This window comes from Desulfatiglans anilini DSM 4660, from assembly GCF_000422285.1.
GTDB classification, from domain to species: Bacteria; Desulfobacterota; DSM-4660; order Desulfatiglandales; family Desulfatiglandaceae; genus Desulfatiglans; species Desulfatiglans anilini.
Window position 1 is genome coordinate 15,304 of sequence record NZ_AULM01000032.1, and the last position, 19,426, is coordinate 34,729.

Annotated in this window: 10 protein-coding genes; 4 read left to right on the forward strand and 6 right to left on the reverse strand. The window is 61.5% G+C overall.

Annotated features, from left to right (window positions below; genetic code table 11):
* Positions 1-96 precede the first annotated feature (96 nt).
* From H567_RS27415 to H567_RS28635, 5 genes are all read right to left on the reverse strand, one after another.
* Positions 97-1,437, reverse strand: coding sequence for a penicillin-binding transpeptidase domain-containing protein (locus tag H567_RS27415; protein WP_161626647.1), 1,341 nt, complete (start codon positions 1,435-1,437; stop codon positions 97-99).
* Positions 1,415-2,719, reverse strand: coding sequence for a serine--tRNA ligase (gene serS, locus H567_RS0116790; protein ID WP_028322283.1), 1,305 nt, complete (start codon positions 2,717-2,719; stop codon positions 1,415-1,417). The genes H567_RS27415 and serS overlap by 23 nt, the downstream gene beginning before the upstream one ends.
* 156 nt (positions 2,720-2,875) lie before the next feature.
* The gene (locus H567_RS0116795) at positions 2,876-3,646 is read right to left on the reverse strand and encodes an endonuclease/exonuclease/phosphatase family protein (RefSeq protein ID WP_035254900.1); all 771 of its coding nucleotides are present in this window, start codon (positions 3,644-3,646) and stop codon (positions 2,876-2,878) included.
* A gap of 250 nt (positions 3,647-3,896) precedes the next feature.
* Positions 3,897-4,082, reverse strand: coding sequence for a hypothetical protein (locus H567_RS0116800; protein WP_028322285.1), 186 nt, complete (start codon positions 4,080-4,082; stop codon positions 3,897-3,899).
* Positions 4,083-4,090: 8 nt separating this feature from the next.
* Positions 4,091-4,258 carry a hypothetical protein gene (locus tag H567_RS28635; RefSeq protein ID WP_153306229.1) on the reverse strand — a complete coding sequence of 56 codons (168 nt, stop codon included), beginning with the start codon at positions 4,256-4,258 and terminating at the stop codon, positions 4,091-4,093.
* A gap of 650 nt (positions 4,259-4,908) precedes the next feature.
* Here H567_RS28635 and H567_RS27420 point away from each other — a divergent pair.
* The 4 genes from H567_RS27420 (at position 4,909) to H567_RS25600 (ending at position 13,025) form a co-directional block, all read left to right on the forward strand.
* On the forward strand, positions 4,909-6,939 hold the full coding sequence (locus H567_RS27420) for a PAS domain S-box protein (RefSeq protein WP_051185057.1): 2,031 nt from the start codon (positions 4,909-4,911) through the stop codon (positions 6,937-6,939).
* A 153-nt stretch (positions 6,940-7,092) separates the two neighbouring features.
* Positions 7,093-8,340, forward strand: coding sequence for an efflux RND transporter periplasmic adaptor subunit (locus H567_RS25595; protein WP_208598411.1), 1,248 nt, complete (start codon positions 7,093-7,095; stop codon positions 8,338-8,340).
* Between the two features lie 16 nt (positions 8,341-8,356).
* Positions 8,357-11,545, forward strand: coding sequence for an efflux RND transporter permease subunit (locus tag H567_RS0116830; protein WP_028322286.1), 3,189 nt, complete (start codon positions 8,357-8,359; stop codon positions 11,543-11,545).
* Position 11,546: 1 nt separating this feature from the next.
* Entirely contained in the window at positions 11,547-13,025 is a 1,479-nt protein-coding gene (locus H567_RS25600; RefSeq protein WP_084517467.1) for an efflux transporter outer membrane subunit, read from the forward strand.
* A gap of 520 nt (positions 13,026-13,545) precedes the next feature.
* Here the strand turns inward: H567_RS25600 and H567_RS0116840 are convergent.
* Complete coding sequence (locus tag H567_RS0116840; protein ID WP_028322287.1) at positions 13,546-19,263, reverse strand: IPTL-CTERM sorting domain-containing protein; 5,718 nt, start codon at positions 19,261-19,263, stop codon at positions 13,546-13,548.
* Between the last annotated feature and the right edge of the window lie 163 nt (positions 19,264-19,426).

Here is a 19,426-nt window from a genome sequence, read left to right on the forward strand (position 1 = left end):
TCAAGCCTTTCGCGATGCGGGACGGATCCCGGCGACGTCACCCAGTTCATCCGGTAACTTCGCCGAATCATTCCAGCCAGGCCCTCCGTCCTGCATTCAAAAGACACAATCATCCAGGATCAACCGGCCCAGTTCGGGGGCGCGGATGCCGAGCCTTTCCCCGTGCATCCCCATCACGGCCACGCAGACCCCCTCTTTCCGGTCCGGATCGATGACATAAGCACTCAGCCAGTCGATCTTGTGGGTGTTCGTCGGGTCGTTGATGGTCCCGGTTTTGGCCCCGATCTCCATCGTGTCGAAGGGTTTTTTCCGTGTGAGGCGTTTGAGCGTCCTCCGGCAGGTCCCGCCCTTGACCGTTTCCTGCATCATGACCCGCAGCTTCCGGGCAGTCGCGGCCCCTACTGGCCTGGCCATCACGGCGGGCTCGGCCTTGTAGAGGGTGCGGCCGGAGTCGTCCTTCACCTCCTCCACCAGCCAAGGCACCATCATGACCCCGCCGTTGGCGACGGCCGAGGAAAAAAGCGCTCCGTGAAGCGGTGATATCAGCGTCCGCTTGTTGAATCCGGATGCGATCTCCGCCAGGCCGAACGCCGTCTGCGGCACCTCGATCCGGCTCTCCTCCAGCGGCAGATCGAACGGGATCGGATGGTTGAACATGAAGCGTGCGGCAAAGTCCTGCAGCAGGTCCTGCCCCAGGGTGAAGCTCCCGAGCTTTCCGAAGACCGGGTTGATCGATAGTCCGAAGGCCTCCTTCAGCGCCACCTGGTGCGTGTAACGGGTCCGCTTGTCGTTCAACTGGCTTTTGTAGAGGGTGTAGCGCCCGCCGTTGTAATAGAGAGGACTGTCGGGCGACAAGCCCGCCCCCTCGACCGCGGCGGCGGCGGCAACGATCTTGAACAGGCTCGCGGCCGGAAAGTCCGCCTGCAGGCAGACTTCGTTCCCTTTGCCGTTCTGGTCGTACCCCGCGAGGGCGAGGATGCGCCCGCTGAACGGGTCCATGACCACCGCCGCCGACCGGATGGTCTGGGACCGTTGGAGGAGCCCCGCAACGGCCGACTGAATCGTCGCGTCGATGCCAGTCTTCACCGTCAGGGGCTTTCCCGCGTAATGAACGACGCGGCCGCTTTCACCCGCGTAGAGCAGGGGGTCGAAGTCCTTCAGGATCGGCCACAGATCCTCCCGCGTCCGGATGATCCCTTCCCAGGCCGTCTTGAACGGCTTCGGAGCGGGCGCCCGCTTCTGATCGGCCTCTTTCGGCTCCGAGCGCCATTCCGAAATCATCGACCCGACGAGCAGTGCGACCGCCAGCAGAGCAAACACCCCGCCGGCGCAGACGAAAAGAATCGACAGACGGTCCGGGGCCAGGACCCGCCATTTTTCTCTGCGCAGGCCGCGCTGGTAGTCCCGCCACCATTCACCTTTGAATCGATTCGACATGGCCTTCATCGGCTGAGAGATGGCTGCGTCCTCCCATATAAGATTTCAAGACATCGGGGATCCGCACCGTCCCGTCAGCCTGCTGGTGGTTTTCCAGGATGGCGACGAAGGTCCTCCCCACGGCCAGGCCGGACCCGTTGAGGGTGTGCACCAGGGTCGTCCCCTTCTGCCCCCTGGTCTTGAAGCGGATATTGGCCCGCCGGGCCTGAAAATCCGTAAACGTGCTGCAGGAAGAGATCTCCCGGTAGAGGCCCTGCCCGGGCAGCCAGACCTCGATATCGTAGGTCTTGGCCGCGGAGAACCCGAGATCGCCCGTGCACAGCGTCACCACCCGGTAGGGAAGCTCCAGCCGCTGCAGGATGTCTTCGGCATCCCGGGTCAACCGCTCGAGCTCCTCCTCCGATTCCTCGGGGCGGGTGAACTTCACGAGCTCCACCTTGTTGAACTGATGCTGCCGGATCAGTCCACGGGTATCCTTGCCGTGGGAGCCCGCCTCCGAGCGGAAACACGGCGTGTAGGCAACGTAGCGGCGCGGCAGCTCCTCCGCGTCCAGGATCTCCTCCCGGTGGATATTGGTCACCGGCACCTCGGCGGTCGGGATCAGGTACAGGTCCCAGTCCTGGATCCGGAACAGATCCTCCGCGAACTTCGGGAGCTGCCCCGTCCCCGTCATGGAGGCGCTGTTCACGAGGAACGGCGGCAGGATCTCCGTATAGCCATGCTCCTGCGTGTGGACATCCAGCATGAAGTTGATGAGCGCCCGCTCGAGCCGGGCGCCTGCACCGCGGTAGAGCGCGAAGCGTGAACCCGAAATCTTGGCCGCGCAAGGGAGATCCAGGATGCCCAGGGCCTCGCCGATATCCCAGTGCGCTTTGGGCTCGAAGGCCGTCCCCCCGGCCTCACCCCACGTCCTCACAACGGGGTTGTCGCGCTCATCGCGTCCGACCGGAACGCTCGGCAGCGGCATGTTGGGGATGACCATCAACAGGCGGTCCAAATCCTCCATGATCGAGGTGAGCGCCTTCTCCTTCTCCTTGATCCGCGTAGAGACCTCCCGCATCTGCTCTATCCGATCGGTGGCATCCTCGCGCCGCTTCTTCATCGCCGCGATCTCTTCGCTCACCTGATTGCGCCGGCAGCGCAGGTCTTCGAGCAGGGTGAGGCCCTCCCGGCGCTCCTGATCCAGCCGTTCGAACATATCCAGATCGAGATCGTTGTGCCTCTTCTGAAGCATCTCCCGAACGCCGTCGAAATTGGCCCGTACAAATTTTAGATCCAACATGATTCATTCCTCCGGGGACCCCCCCTGAACAAAAGCGCAGCACCGGTTCTCACCACCGGGAGGCCGCGCCCCTTCATCCATCATGGCTTGCCGGGCGCTCCCCTTCCCAGACCCGCCGGTCCTCGCCGGCCCGCGCCGCCCGCCGACGAGGACCCGTTACACCGTTTCTTCCCAATCCAGTTCGACACAGTAAGGGAAGTGATCCGAGGGATAAGACCCGTTGCCGGACCGGTCCCTCAGGATGCGGGCGTGTGAAGCGTGAAGCGGCTTCCCCACCAGGATCCAGTCGATTCTTCCAACCTGCGGAACGCCCGTGAAACCATGGTGCGTGAAGCTCTTTTCGCCCCCGTCCAGGCCGAGATCCTCCCAGCTGTCGCTGAGCCCGGTGGTGGGGGCGGTCAGGATCCGGTGCACATCGGACCCGGGGGCGTCGTTGAAATCCCCCAGGAGCACCACGGGCGGTGTCTGTCCGCCGACCCACTCGGCGAGGATGCGGGCCTGCCGGCTGCGCGCCTCGGTGCCGATGTGGTCCAGGTGGGTCACCGCTGCCGTGAGTGAACGGTCGTCTTGACGCACCCTGAGCCTCGCCCAGCTCATCATTCGGGGGAAAGCGCTGTCCCAGTCCTTGCTCCGATGCACCGCCGGCGTCTTCGAGAGCCAGAATTCCCCGCCGCCGAGGAGATCGAAGGCATCCAACCGGTAGAACAGCGTGGGATACTGGCAGGTGTCATCCCAGAAGCGGCCGGGGGCGTGCAGCCGATATCCGGAGAGACCCTCTTCCAGGAATCGCAACTGCGAGGGCAGCCCCTCCTGCGTGCCAAGCAGATGGGGGCGATACCGTTGGATCAGCGCCGCCACCTCGGAACGCCGGTTTGCCCAAGCATTCAGGCCGTCCCTGTGGTTTTCGAAGCGCAGGTTGAACGTCATGACGTGCAATGCAGCGTGTACCTCCCATTCGATCGCCGCGACGAGCGGACGCACCCCGCCACCAGCCGAAATGCGCGCCGGCGTGCGCCATCTTTCGGACTGGAACAGAATCTGGGTATCATTGCAGATTGCTGATGACTTGGCAATGCTTCAGATAACAGATTTTACGCCAGCCGGACAAGCCGATCAACGCGGCGGAGCCACCGGCCGGAGCGGGGCAGACCAGCCTCCGGGCGCAGGCCGGCCGGCGTTAGAGGATGTCGAACGGAGAACGCCAATCGGAACGGTCGGGCATGGGTCTGGCGGGCACCCACCAGCGCGAATCGTCGTACGTACGGCTGCGGTCCGTGGTTCCACAGCCGCTCACACAAGCCCCAAAAAACGCACAAATCAGCAGTACGGCAGCAATCTCGAGAATGCGCTTCACCTTGCCCATGTAATCCCTCAGTCCCCTTCCTCTTGGAGTTTTGCGGCCCTCACCCGGAGCAGGCAACTTCGTTTCCAGCCGGAAATGGTCTTTTGGCCAATCTCAGCGTCAATCTGCACGTTTGTTTGTGCGGCGGCCTGCAGGACGCCTCCACGCAAACTCTTGATTTTCTTGATATTGGCCAAAAATTCTCATTTCCGGACTGGAAACCGGGTTCCACCGGGAAATCATTTCGCATGGATACAACTTGGCCGCGGGCGCCGCGTTGGATGCACCGGCCCCACATTTACCGAAAATCAGGCGGAATGGCAAGGTTATTCTAGACAGGGGCGGCTTCGCGAAGAAAAGCGATTATTCATCCCATTTTCCTAATTTTTTCCGTGAACGTGTTGTATAGTACCGGCGTTTATGCAACGATCGAAGATCTAGAGTTCTTGGCCCGGCGTGTTTTGGTTTCCATCCGGAAATCGTCTTTTTGGCCAATCTCGGCGTCAATCTTTACGTTTGTTCGTGCGGCGGCCTGCAGGACGCCTCCGCGCAAGCGCAGGATTTCCTTGATATTGGCCGGACCGGGACCCGCTGCGAAGCGGTGGGACGGGGCATTCGGAGGATGTGAAAAAACCGGGATCGGCCCGAAGGGCTGGGACTGAGCACGCGCATGGTGAGAAGAAAAAGCCTCATTTCCGTATTGGAAACGGGGTTCTACAGGGAGATCATTTCCGGATGGAAGCGTTTTAGATCTCCCTCTGACTCATCCCCACGGGAGAGGGCTCGAAATCGACCGGTTACACCCTCTAGGAGGCCCTGTTCAGCTTCCGGGAAAGGATTTTTTTGAATGTCCATCTCAGACGAGCGCTTTCCTCCCCCCGCTTTTGAAGCCACATGCGCTGGGTTCAAGAAGATCATCGACTCCATCCCGATCGCGATCACTGTTTTCGATGAAAATGAAGAGGTCGCCTATGCCAATGAACTCTCCGAAAAACTTTTCGCCAACAGCTTCGAGGCGAAGGCGCCCGGGCTCCGATGCGGGGATTTCATCGGATGCACGAACCGCCATCGTCACCCGCGCGGATGCGGTTACTCACCTGACTGCCCCAATTGCCCTTTTTTAAGGGCGATACGCTCAGCACTCTCCGGAGAGAGCGCCGACTTTATCCAGGCCGGTGAGGCGCTGCTCGCCAGAGACCGCGCGCGTGAACCGATCTGGATCAGATACAAGGTCCGCCCCGTGCAGGTCGGCGGCGGACAGATCGCCGTATTGGCCACCGAAGACATCACGGAGGAAAAACGGACGGCTGCAGCCCTCAGACAGCAGGAGGCATTCCAGCAGGCTATCTTCGCGGCCTCTCCCGTGGCCCTTTATTCGATCGACCTCCTAGGAAATGTCCTTGCCTGGAACGCCTCCGCCGAACGGGTCTTCGGCTGGAGCGCCGAGGAAGTGCTCGGCAAACCGCTGCCTTTGGTTCCCGAGGAGAAACAGGACGAATTCCGGAGGCTTCGCGACCGTGTCCAAGCAGGCGAGACACTCACGGGTCTAGAACTCGTCCGCCGAAGAAAGGACGGCTCCACGATTCAATGCAGCCTTTCCACCGCGCCCATCGTCGACGAAACCGGGGCGGTCGTCGGAATCACTGGGGCCATGCAGGACATCACCGAGCGCAAACAGATGGAAGGGGCGGTGCGCGCCAGCGAGGGCCACTACCGTTCGCTCTTCGAGCACTCCCACGACGGCATCATGCTGACAGCGCCGGACGGATCCATCTTGGACGCCAACCCGGCCGCCTGCAGGATGCTCGGCAGAAGCGTCGGGGAACTGAGGCGGATCGGACGCAACGGGGTCGTGAATCTCGCCGATCCCCGGCTCCAAAGCGCTCTCGAGACCCGTGCCCGCCTGGGACGCTACCAGACAGAGCTGACGTTTATACGTGCCGATGGAACGATTTTCCCGGTCGACGTCTCGTCGACTATCTATCACGACCAGGACGGTCTGCAGAAGACGAGCCTGCTCGTACGGGATATCAGCGAACGGAAGCAGGCCGAAGCCGATGCGGAAAGACTGCGCGACCGGCTCACCCAGAGCCAGAGGATCGAATCGGTCGGGCGACTGGCCGGCGGGGTGGCGCACGAGTTCAACAACAAACTCATGGTCATCCTCGGGTACATCGAACTCGCCCTGAATCAGGTCGACCCGGCAGATCCCCTGAAGGAGGATCTCAGCATAGTCCAGGAAGCGGCCTTGAAATCTGCGGAGCTGGTCAAGCAGTTGCTGGCCTTCGCTCAGAAGCAGATGATCCAGCCCATGGCCCTGGAGCTGAACCGAAAGATTTCGGACATACTGACCATGGTGGAGGTTCTGGTCGGCGAACGCATCACGCTCATCTGGAGCCCATCGGCCGACCTTTGGCCGGTGCGGATCGACCCCTCACAGATCGACCAGGTTCTGGTCAATCTGGCGCTCAACGCACGCGATGCGATCTCGGGAACCGGTACGCTCACCATCGAAACCGAGAATATTTCGGAACGTGAATTCGATCCCGGCGAACTGGAGAACGCAGCGCCCGGCGATTATGTGCGACTCGCCGTGAGGGACGACGGCTGCGGCATGACCCCTGAAGTCCAAAAGGCCCTCTTCGAACCTTTTTTCACAACCAAACCGTTTGGACAGAGCACGGGGCTCGGCCTGCCGGCCGTCCACGGCATCGTTTCACAGAACGGCGGTTTTATCCGCGTCACGAGCTCCCCCGGGCAGGGCGCACCCTTCAGAATCTATCTGCCGCGCGCCGAAGCCGCGTCCGGCAGATCCCGGAACTCCTTCTCCGGCTCCCCGCCCCTCCTCGGAAAACGCGAAAACAGGCTTCCATCTTGAAGCCGGCAAGCGTCTAACGCACTTTTTTCTTGACCTTCGGACCATTTTTGTTCCTAAATCGGTCCGATGAAAATCTACGTGGTTATCCAAAGCTTTTCTTATTAGACCGCCTGCCTTCCCGAAGACATTGCAACGGGCCCCCCACAACGGAGGATGATGGTGGAAAACGCATCCCGCTTCGAAGTTTCCCCCGTTTCCTGCAGGAAAGGGAGGACACCGCTTTTTCGTTCCGCTTTGGTCCCGCTCCTGATCCTATGGATGCTGTGGGGCTGCAACAAACCTGAGCCTGGAGGCGCCCAGACCACCGAACAGCCGGTGAACGTCGTGGCAACGACGGTGAAGACGCAGGATGTCCCCATCGTCTTCGAATTCATCGCCCAGGTGGAAAGCTCCCGCGAGGTGAACATCCAGGCGCGGGTGAGCGGCTTTCTGGAGAAGCGGGTCTACATCGAAGGGGCCGTCGTCCAGGAGGGGGAAACCCTCTTTCTGATGGATCAGAGGCCCTTCAAGGCGCAGCTTGTGCAGGCCGAGGCCGCCCTCGCCCGCCAGCAGGCCGCCTACGAGGTGGCGCGCCGGAATCTCGCGCGCGTCAAGCCGCTCGCCGCGGCCGACGCCCTTTCTCAGAAGGACCTGGATGACGCGACGGGCCAATACCAGTCTACGGCCGCAGCCGTCGAACAGGCCAAGGCCACCGTCGAGCAGGCCCGGCTCGACCTTTCCTACACCGTTATCACCTCGCCGGTCACCGGCATCACAGGTTCAGCCGAACAGGCCGACGGCACCTATCTCAGCTTCAACAACAGTCAGCTGACCACGGTCACGGTGCTCTCGCCGATCTATGTGAACTTCAGCGTCTCCGAAAACGACTGGCTGCGCTCGCGCGACCAGATCGCCAAGGGGAGGCTCATCCAGCCCGAAGGCGAAGCCTACACCGCGGAGATCATCCTGGCCGACGGCTCGCTCTATCCGCTTACCGGCAGGCTGACCTTCGCCGATCCTTCCTTCAACCCCGAGACGGGGACCTTCCTGATCCGCGCCACCTTCGACAACCCCGACGGCGAGCTCCACCCGAACCAGTACGTCCGCATCCGCCTGAAAGGGGCCATCCGGCCCAATGCGGTCCTCGTCCCCCAGCGCGCGGTTCAACAGTCATCCAAGGGGCACTTCGTGTGGATTCAAGGCAAGGATGACAGGGCCGAGACACGCCCCGTCCTCGTCGGTGAGTGGCACGGGGATCAGTGGGTCATCTCCGAAGGACTGCACCCTGGAGACCGGGTCATCGTGGACGGGATGCTCGCCCTCAGGCCGGGCGCCCTGTTGAAGGTCAACCACCCGATCGATCAGGAGGGCACAGAAAAACCGGCCGTTGACCACAACGACCCACCGGAAAGCGGCCGCTGAGCGGAGAGGGGCACCCATGTTCTCTAGATTCTTCATCGAAAGACCCATCTTCGCGACCGTCGTCTCCCTCATCATCGTGATCGCCGGGCTGGTGGCCATGAGCGCCCTGCCGGTCTCCCAGTATCCGAGCATCACCCCGGTCCAGATCCAGGTGACCACCACCTACCCCGGTGCCGACAGCAAAACGGTCGGCGACTCGGTGGCGGCCCCCATCGAAGCCCAGATCAACGGGGTCGACAACATGCTCTACATGACCTCGACCAGCTCCAGCACGGGCCAGATGACCATCACCGTCTATTTCACCCTCGACACCGACCCGGACATGGCCGAAGTGCAGGTCCAGAACCGGGTGAACCTCGCCATGCCCCAGCTGCCCGAGGCCGTCGTGCAGTACGGCGTATCGGTGCAGAAGAAATCCTCCAGCATGCTGATGATCGTCGCGGTCACCGACGACGAGGGCCGCTACAGCCCGGAGTATGTCACCAACTACGCCAACGTCTACATCCTCGATGCCATCAAGCGGGTCAACGGCGCCGGGCAGGCCCAGATCTTCGGCGTCCCGGACCAGGCCATGCGCATCTGGATGAACCCGGACCGGATGGCCTCCCTCGGGATCACCACCTCCGACATCCAGAACGCAGTGGCCAAACAAAATGCCCTTTTCGGGGCAGGCCAGGTAGGCCAGCAGCCCACGGACGGACCGGTGCAGTTGACCTTCCCGGTGGTGACCGAGGCCCCCTTCGTGACCCCTGCCGAATACGAGAACATCATCCTGCGCGCGGGGCAGGAGGGCAGCGCGATCGTGCGCCTCAAGGACGTCGCCCGTGCGGAGGTCGGGCGCAGACTCTATATCGATGACAACCGCTTGAACGGGAAGCCCGCGACCTTCATCGCCGTCTACCAACAGCCGGGAGCCAACGGACTCGAGGTCTCCAAGGCCGTCCGCAAGACGCTCCAGGACATGAAGCGCACGCTCCCTGAGGGCATCGACTACCTGATCGCGCTCGATACGACCGATTTCGTGCGCCTGTCCATCAAGGAGGTCATCCACACCCTCTTCGAGGCGATTTTCCTGGTCGTCCTGGTCGTCTACCTCTTCCTCCAGAGCTTCCGCGCCACGATCATCTGCACCGTGGCGATCTTCGTGGCGCTCATCGGCACCTTTCCCGGGATGCTCGCCCTGGGTTTTTCGATCAATCTCCTGACGCTCTTCGGCATCGTCCTCGCCATCGGGATGGTCGTCGACGACGCCATCGTCGTCGTCGAAAACGTCGAGCGGAATATGACCAAGAACAACCTGGCGCCCAAGGAGGCGACCATCCGGGCCATGGAAGAGATCGGCACCTCCCTCATCGCCGTGGTGCTGGTGATGGCCTCCGTCTTCATCCCGGCCGCGTTCCTGCCCGGCACCACCGGGCAGCTCTACAAGCAGTTCGCCATCACCATCGTGATCTCGGTGGCCCTCTCCGGGTTCGTCGCCCTCACGCTCACGCCGGCGATGTGCGGGCTCATGCTCAAGCACTCGTCGCCGCCCCGCCGCGGCCCCTTCGCCTGGTTCAACCGCCTCTTCGACCGGTTCACCCTGGCCTTCGGCGACGCGGTGGTCCTCATGATCAAACGCATGACCGTCGCCTTCATCCTGCTCGCCGTGTTCATGGGCGTGCTCGTGCACCTCTTCCGAACTACGCCAACGAGCTTCGTCCCCAACGAGGACCAGGGCTACCTGATGGGCCTGGTGATGATGCCCGATGCCGCCAGCCTCGAGCGGACCGTCGAGACCTCCAGCCGGATCGATGCGATCTTCAGCAAGGACCCGGCCGTCGCCGTCCGCAGCGCCATCAACGGCTACAGCCTGATCGACGGCCAGTACAAGCCCAATGCGGCCACCTTTTTCGTGTCCCTGGAGGACTTCGAGGAGCGGTACTCGTCGATCGACCGCGCGCGCAAGGAGAACGCCCGCGCGGTCCTCCAATCCGCCTACGCCCAGGCGCAGGCAATCGACACCGGCCGGTTCATCCCCATCCCGCCGCCGGCCATCCCCGGCATCGGCACCACGGGCGGGTTCGAGTTCTGGGTACAGGACAAGGGGTCGGGCGATCCGGCCCGGCTCTACCAGATCACCCAGGACTTCCTGGCCAAGGCGCGCCAGCGGCCGGAGCTCTCCGGGCTGAACACCACCTTCCGCGCCGCCTCCCAGCAGTTGAAGGCCGAGGTCGACCGGGAGAAGTCGATGCTGCTCGGTCTGCCGGTGGAGGATGTGTACAGCGCCCTCCAGGCCCAGTTCGGCTCCATCACCGTCAGCCAGTTCAACCAGTACAGCCGGGTCTGGAACGTCGTGCTCCAATCCGACGCCCCTTTCCGGCGCGAGCCCGCGGACATCACCCGGATCTACACGCGCTCCCACAACGGCGAGATGATCCCGCTCTCGGCCGTCGTGACGGCCCGCTACGTGAGCGGGCCTGACATGGTGCCTCATTTCAACGGCTTCCCGGCCGCCCAGGTCACGGGGTCGGCGGCACCAGGGTACAGCTCCGGAGATGCGATCGCCGCCATGGAGCAGGTCGCGGCGGAGGTCCTTCCGGAAGGGTACAACTACGCCTGGTCGGGCATGGCTTACGAAGAGAAACAATCCGGCGGGACGTCGACGGCCGCCTTCGCCTTCGGCCTGATCATCGTTTTCCTGGTCCTCGCCGCGCAATTCGAGTCCTGGACCCTCCCCGGTTCGGTCATGACGGCCGTCCCCTTCGGCGTCCTCGGGGCCCTGGCGTTCAACTGGATGCGCGGGCTCGAGAACAACGTCTATTTCCAGATCGGGCTGCTGGTGCTGATCGGGCTGGGCGCAAAGAACGCAGTCCTGCGGGTCACCTTCGCCGTGGAGCTGCGCAGGCAGGGGCTGTCGGTCATGGAGGCCACCATCAAGGCGGGCGAGGAGCGGCTGCGGCCGATCATCATGACCTCCCTCGCCTTCATCTTCGGGGTGCTCCCCCTGGCGGTCGCCACAGGCGCCGGGGCCAACGCCCGGCACTCGATCGGCACCGGCATCATGGGCGGCATGATCGGAGAGGCCACTTTGGCGATGCTCTATGTACCGCTCTTCTTCTACCTGTTCGACCGCTGGAGCGAACGCTCCAAAGGAAAACACACCCCCCCGCCGCCCCCGGCCGCGCCTGCTGCGCCCGAGGACCGGCACCCGGAGGTGAACTGACATGCGCCGCCTCGCTCTTCTCTTCCTTCTGCTCCTCCTGGCCGGCTGCATGACCGGCCCCGATTACCATCGCCCGGAACTGGACGTCCCGCCGTCCTTCCGCTACGCAGAGGCCGATGCGAAGCAGACCGCCGATACCGAATGGTGGAAGAGCTTCGAGGACCCGGTTCTGACAGCCCTGATCGGCGAGGCCCTCACAAACAACCACACCCTCAAGGCCGCGGCGGCCAACATCGAGCAGGCGGCCGCGGTGCTCATGCAGGTCCGCTCCCCGCTCTTCCCGCAGGCCGACTACGGCGCCGCCGCCGGCCGCGCACGGACGAGCGGATTCGGCACGAGCCCCCTCTCCTCCCTCATCGAAAACCCCAGCGATTCGTTCCAGGTCTTCGCCGGCGCCTCTTGGGAGATCGACCTCTGGGGGCGCATCCGCCGCCTGTCGGAGGCCGCGCGGGCCGATCTGTTCGCCTCGGAAGAAGCCTATCGAGGCGTGATCCTCTCGCTCGTGTCGGCCGTCGCCGAAAGCTACATCCAGCTCCGCGGCCTCGATGAGCAGCTCGCCATCGCCCGCCGCACCCTAGAGGCCTACGGGGAGTCCGTCGAACTCTTCGAACTGCAGCACCGTCACGGGCAGGTCTCCAGGCTGATCGTCGAACAGGCCCGCTCGCAGTACCAGACGGCCGCGGCCGCCATCCCCCAGATCGAATCACAGGTCGCACAGACGGAAAACGCCCTGTCGATCCTCCTAGGGCGGAACCCCGGGGGCATCGACCGGGGGCGCTCCATCCTGGAAATGGCCCTGCCCGCCGTCCCCGCCGGACTCCCCTCCGAGCTGCTCGAACGCCGTCCGGACCTGGCCCAGGCCGAACAGAACCTGATCGCCGCCAACGCCCGCATCGGCGCCGCCAAGGCCCTCTATTTCCCGACCATCTCGCTCACCGGCGCATTCGGCTTCGAGAGCTCGGAGCTTTCGGACCTCTTCCAGGGTTCCTCCAAAACCTGGAGCTACTCGGGCTCCGTCACCGGCCCGATCTTCACCGCGGGCGCCATCAAAGGCCAGGTCAAGCAGGCCGAAGCGGCCCGTCTCGCCTCGCTCGAGACCTACCGCGACACCATCCTGAACGCCTTCAAGGACACCGAAAACGCCCTCGTCTCGCGCCGCAAGCTCTCCAACGAACTCCAGGCCCGCGAGTCCCTCGCCGCCGCCCTCCGCGAATACGCCCGTCTCGCCCGCATGCAGTACGACGGCGGCTACACCCCCTATCTCACCGTCCTCGACGCCGAATCCCAGCTCTTCCCCGCCGAGCTCAACGTCGCCCAAACCCGCGCCCTCCTCCTCACCTCCTACATCACCCTCTACAAATCCCTAGGCGGTGGTGCGGTGGGGTCGGACCAAGATAAGTATTTACAATTAAAAGATAAAGACGCTAAAATCGGTCCTTTTTGGGCCTTAAAACCCCCTTTTTGGGGTCAAAATCAGTAGTAGTGGGATCGGTTGAAATTGGGGTCGGACCAAGCCAAGCAGCTGAAAGCAATCAATAAGCCCTATAAAAATTCGCCTTTCTACAGCTTAAACGCACCTTTTTAGGGTCAAAATGGAAAATCCAATCAGATCCAGCCGGTTTTGAGGTTCCATGCATGGCGTCATGCGCATCGTCATCTTCCCATATGCCAGTCAGCGCGGTGCGGCCACCGATTAGCCGTTATCCATCCAGAAGCAATCATCGGGTGCGCCCCTGTTTGCAATCCCCGTTTGCAAATACACGCTGCTTGACGCTCCATCACCCCGGAAATCTTCCGTTTCTCCCTCGGAAATCACTCCATGCCTCCGCCACCGCTCGTCTTCCTCGGGAAAAAGCCGATCCTAGGCCGTCACCTCGCCCTTCGCTTTTCGAACCGATGCGTGCTTGAGAGGAATAAAAACGACGGCCGTATTTCTTGAGAGCAAAAAAAAACGACAGCTGGATTTCGAGACCAGCCGTCGCTTTTCCCTCAAGAACACGCTAAAAGGAGAATCCGTGCTGCTCCCGTTTCCGCCTCCGCAAAGCGAGGAAGCCCATCACCCCCGTCAGGAAAACCGCCAACACCATACCCAACTCCGACAACACGGGAACCGGCTTGACAGCCTCAAAAATCGTAACGCTGTATTCTTGGATGATCGAGCACCCTGCGCCGTCCTGAAACCCTTCATCTTTCGCGATGATCGCAAAGCTCCAGGTGCCCGCAGCAGCCGGGATCCCTGACAGGATGATTTTCCCCGGTTGGATATCGATAGCGAGCCCATCCGGCACCTCTCCGCCGGCAAACTCAATATCGTAAGGTCCCACTCCACCGGCGGCGGTAATCGTTTGGCTATAGTGCTGATCTACTCTCCCGCTCTTCAGACTGTTCGAAGAGGGAGCGAAGACAACGTCAGGACAGAGGTAAACTCTTGTCCCGGCTTGAGCCGTTGCGGGACCGAATGCTTGTCCTTCCTCGTTTTTCCAACCGGCGCTCGCTGTATCGATGAGCAGGGCGCTGTCCGAGACATCTAAGTCTACGGTCGCCCTCAGCGTGATTGTCCTGCTGCCGCCCGCCTCGATGGTCCCCAGATCAAAGGTCACCAGCCCTGCAGCATGACTCCCCGCCGGATTGGAATCCAAATAGGTCAGACCGCTGGGCAGGCTGTCCGACACCAGGACATCTACAGCAGGAGTTCCGCCCTGATTGGTGACCTCGATCGTGTACGCGACGATCTGCCCGGTGTAAGCGACCGCCGGTCCGCTCTTCTGGATGCTGAGGGAGGGAAAGGTCTGCAGGAGGGTGTCGCTGCCCCCGCTTACCGGACCGTAGTCGTTCTCGTCCGGATCCTGCCAACTAGCCAGCACCAGGTTGGTGTAGGTTCCGTCGGTGGCGTCCTCCTTCGCCAAGACGGTGATGGAAATCGTCTCGCATTGGCCTGGCTCGATGGCCCCCAGGTCCCAAAGCACGGTTCCGTTCTGAACTGCACCCTCAGGGGAAGAGCTCTGGTAAGTGAAGCACGCGGGCATGGAATCCACGACTTCAACCCCTTCTGCCCTCACACCTCCGACATTGCAAACCTCGATCCCGAAGGCGAGCTCTTCGCCTGGGTAGGCCTGCCCTGCACCTGTCTTGGAAACAGAGAGCTGCGGCCGTGTGAAGATCCTGGTGTCAGCACTCGCGGTAACCGGCCCAAAATGTTCGCCGGCTGCATTCTTCCAGGCAGCGCTGGCCGTATCCCTCAGTTGGGTGTTGTTTTGCGCGTCATCGGCCACCTTCACCGTTACGACGACGGTACGGTCCCCTCCAGGCTCGATAGCCCCCAACTGCCAGGTCACAAAGCCGCCCGAATGGCTGCCCTCGGGGTTCGAGCCCTGGTAGATCAACCCCGAAGGCAGACTATCCATGACCACGACCTCATTGGCAGCCGTACCGCCGATATTGGTCACCGTTATTGTATATTCGATGTTTTGCCCTGGATAGGCCTGGGCCGGACCAGTCTTGTCGATCCCCAGAAGCGGGTGGGTGTAAACGGTGGTCTCAGCCGTCGCCGTCGCTTCGGGTATCGGATTGCCCAGGGGATCCTGACCTGTTGCGGAGAACACATCGGTCAGAACGGATGCGTTGGCCAGATCGCCTGCAATGCGCACCGTCAGCCAGCCCGGCAGGCTCACCCCAGCGCCGATGTCGCCCAGATTCCAGGTCACCGTGTTTGCCACCGCATCATACAGGGCGTTCTGGCTCGAACTGACGAAGCTCACTCCTGGGGGCAGCTGATCGACGAGAACGACGTTTTTCGCCACTGTCCCTCCGATATTGGCGAGCACCCCGGTGTAGGTGATCAAGGAATTCACTTCCGCCTCGGCAGGGCCCGACTTGGTGATTTGAAGCCTGGAAAGCGTGTAGACGACTGTGTCCGCAGTTCCGGCGACTGGCCCGAAACCCTGCTCAGCCGCGTTCTTCCAAACAACGCTGGCCGTGTCTTTGAGCGGCGTGTTGTTCTCGATGTCATCCGCAACCTTCACGGTTACAACGACGATACGCTCCCCTCCGGGCTCGATGGTCTCCAGCTGCCAAATCACCAGACCGTCCGAATGACTGCCCCCGGGGTTCGAGCTTTGGTAGATCAACTCCGCAGGCAGGCTGTCCATAAGGATGACATCATAGGCAGCCGTACCGCCGATGTTGCTCACCTTGATCGTGTAGCTGATGTTTTGCCCTGGGTAGGCCTGCGCCGGACCGGTCTTGTCGACTGCCAGGAATGGGTGTGTGTAGACCGTGGTATCCGTGGAGGCCGTCGCCTCCGGGATGTCGTTTTCCGCGGCGTCTTTGCCCGAGACGGTGAAGGTGTTCGTCAGGAGCGTGGCATTGACCAGCTGATCGGAGATTTTTACGGTCAGCCATCCCTGGATGGAGGTTCCCGCAGGGACTGTGCCGATCTCCCAGGTCACCGTGTTGCTCTCCACATTGTAAACGGCGTTCTGACTGGAACTGACAAAAGTCATCCCCGCAGGGAGCTGATCCACCAGGCGCACGTTGAATGCGTCGCTGCCGCCCACATTGACGAGAATCCCCGTAAAGGTGATCAGGTCTCCCACCACCGCCTCGGCCGGGCCTGATTTCGTGATGGTGAGGATAGGCGCCGTATAAACGATCGTCTCCGCCGTGTCTCCGACAGGGCCGTAGGAATTTTCAAGGCCGTCCTTCCAGCTTGCATTCACCGTATCCCTCAGAGCCGTGCCATTAGGAACATCATCATCGACGGCGACAGTCACGACCACGGTCTTGACACCGCTTGCCTGCATGCCGCCCAGGTCGGTCCAGACGACCTTGCCCGGGGGACCGGCCGTAAAGTTTCCTGCAGGACTCGAACCTACATAAGAAAGCCCTGCCGGGAGCGTATCCTCCAGGGAGACCTGGAAGGCAGGGGAATCCCCGATGTTGCGGATCGTGATGGTGTAGCTGAACTGCTCATCGTGAATCGCCGTCGCCGGGCCTGCCTTCTCGATTGTCAACTGCGGGTGGGTATAGACCATCGTTTCCGCCTCCGCCGAGGCAGGGCCCAGCGGATCCCCGTCGAAGTCCTCCCACCTGACCTCGAAGCGATTTCGCAGCAGGGTTTCATTCAAAACGCCCGGAGCCACCTTCACATCGAGCCAACCCGGTATGGAGGCACCCGGCCCAAGCGTCCCAAGATTCCAAGTAACCGTATTCGCGACGGAATCATACACAGCGCTGTGGCTCGAAGTGACAAAGCTCACACCGTCTGGAAGCGTATCGACCAGGACGACATTGTGGGCCGGGGTCTGTGTGGTATTGGTCAAGGTGCCGGTGTATTGAATAATCGTTCCCGTTCCGGACGGATCGACAACCACCTCCGCCGGTGCCGACTTGGTGATCGTAAGCACCGGCGGCGGAATAACCACAGGGGTCGTTGCCGAAAAACCCTCGGAAATGCCGCCCCCTGCCGTGACCTTTCCGCTGTTTACGACCTCATCGAACCCTTCGATGCCAGACACGGCGACCACGAACCAAATCTCGACGGTCGCTCCGGGCACCAGGTCGCCAATCGAGACATCTACTTCCTCATCTCCCGCCGTGTTTCCTTTGTTCACTGTGCAACTCGGGCATTGGGAAACAGCCACCGAGCCGGTCACCAGGGAGGTGTCGCTGTCAAGCGCATCATCTGTAATCACCACATCGGCCGCAGCGCTCTGGCCCGTATTGCCCACCCTGATGACATAGCGCAGAAGGTCCCCTGGATTGACCTCGCCGTCGTTGTTCAGATCATGATACAGGCTCCAGGTCTTTTCAGCGGTGATGACAGCCGGACCCAACGCCGTAACATCCACAAAGGCGTCATCATCGGCCGTCAGCGTTGCATCGAGGGCCGTCCCCGTCGCAGTGGCTACATTCCGGTTGGGGTTGGTGGTATCCGCTGCTGAGGTTGCCTTTCCTCGAAATGTGAAGGTCTCGGATCCCCCCGGCTCAATCGTCCAGTCCACGAACCACTTGAGCGTGTAACCTGTCGTTATATTTCCACTTATATCGTCGGGCTCCCCGATATTTGCGCTGCAGCTGCCCACCACACACTTCCAACCCGGCGGTAGGACATCCTCGACTTGCTCCAATACAACATCCGACCCTGCATCCCAGGGAACGGAGATGATCACGGTGAATGTCGATTCCCCGTCGACGGCAATCGAACTGGGTGAAGCGCTCTTCTGCACCTCCAGGGCCACGTCGATCCATTCGACGGGCAGCGGCAAAGTCGTGTAGCCCATATCCAAATACGGATTGCCTGTGGCAGCCCTGTCCGGACTTTCCCCCCAGGCAATGGAGACGGGTTTGTTGCTGACGATGTGCATGCCCGTATTGTCGTTGTTGAAAGGCGCGGCGGCCGGCGCGAAGACCTGGTACACTTGAAGCTTGTCAAGGTTGAAGATCAGGTCGAAAACGCCGTCATTGGGTCCGAAATCCACGAAGACCCGGGTGTTGTCTTCGAGGGCGCTGACAAAAACCGGTGATCCGTTGCCCGAGAGGTTGGACGTCCCGGGGGCCCAACTCACATAGTTGTCCGTCCCCAGAAAATTCTCAGGGATGAGGCTGCACCCCCAATCCCACGTGGCGGAGCCGGTGTCGGCCGAGACGATTCCCCAGAAGGTACCGCTGCTGGAACGTAGATGCACCCCCGAGTTTTGCGGCACCAGGCGTCCGGCACCGCTCCTGTAGCTCCGTGTTTCCCCTGCCGGGATTTCGAAGGAACCGGTTCCGGTCCGATCCTCATAATCCACGGTGATAGAAGAGGAGTCACTGGGGTTATAGAGGAAAATATCGGTGTCACCGCTTCGCCAACTGGGGACCGGCGACCAGTAATAGCTCGAACTCCAGAAGGAACTGGGCATCATCGTAAAGCCGCGCATCTCCCACCCGCTGGTGTCGCGGCGTCCTGTCATGAGTTGCACCTGAACCGGCTGGGTGCCACTGACTATCGTGCCGGCGGTCAACACCTGGTGGATGTAAGTCCTGCCCCGGTCGAGCGTGAAATTCGCCAGGAGTGAGCCTGCGGAGTTCCTGATTTCAATGTCGTTGCTGTCGCTTGCCGACATGATCAGGGCGTAGACATAGGTGAAATCCCGATAGCTCTTCGGCGCGGCGGCAAGATCCTGTCCCACCGGGATGACATAGTCCCTTTCCCAGGCTTGCAGGGGATAAATCTCCCAGGCATCGGTAAAAACAGTGCCCTCATCCATGGTCCAGGTGGAAACGACCAGTTGCAGGAGGCTGCCGGAAACGAAGATACGGTCTCCCCCGTCGTAATATTGGTTTGTCCCCCGCGGCACGGGGATGTTGCTGTTTTGAAAATAATGAACATCCCCCTTGTTCAACTGCACTTTTTCATCGTAGTCGGTCCCGGTGCCGAGCCCGTTCTCCCAGTGGTCGTAATAAACCGTCGTGTTGTCGGCACTGGCCGTGACCCCCACCACGTAATGCATGCCGCGGCTGGCCGCGATGGGCGGTTCGATCGCATTGAAAATGGAGTAGGTTCCATTGAAAGGAGGACTGCTACGGTTATCCCCTGTAGGCAGGGGCAGGTAAAACTCCTGGAAACCGGCCGGCAAGGCATAGGCCGCCGCTTGATACCCCATGATGAGGACAATCGGAAGCAGTATCAGCAAAAACCCCTTGAACTTCATACCCTTGCAGCATTTCCAGCCCATATCGTTCCTCCTGTGTGTCAATGCGGGTCGGACCAAGCTAACAATCTGCAATTACGCGATAAACGTCATAAAAAAGCCCTTTCCAGGTGCTTAAATGCACCTTTTGGGGCTTAAAACAGATCCAAAAGCATGTAGCTGAGCAAAGACGGCGGGGTCGGAGCCA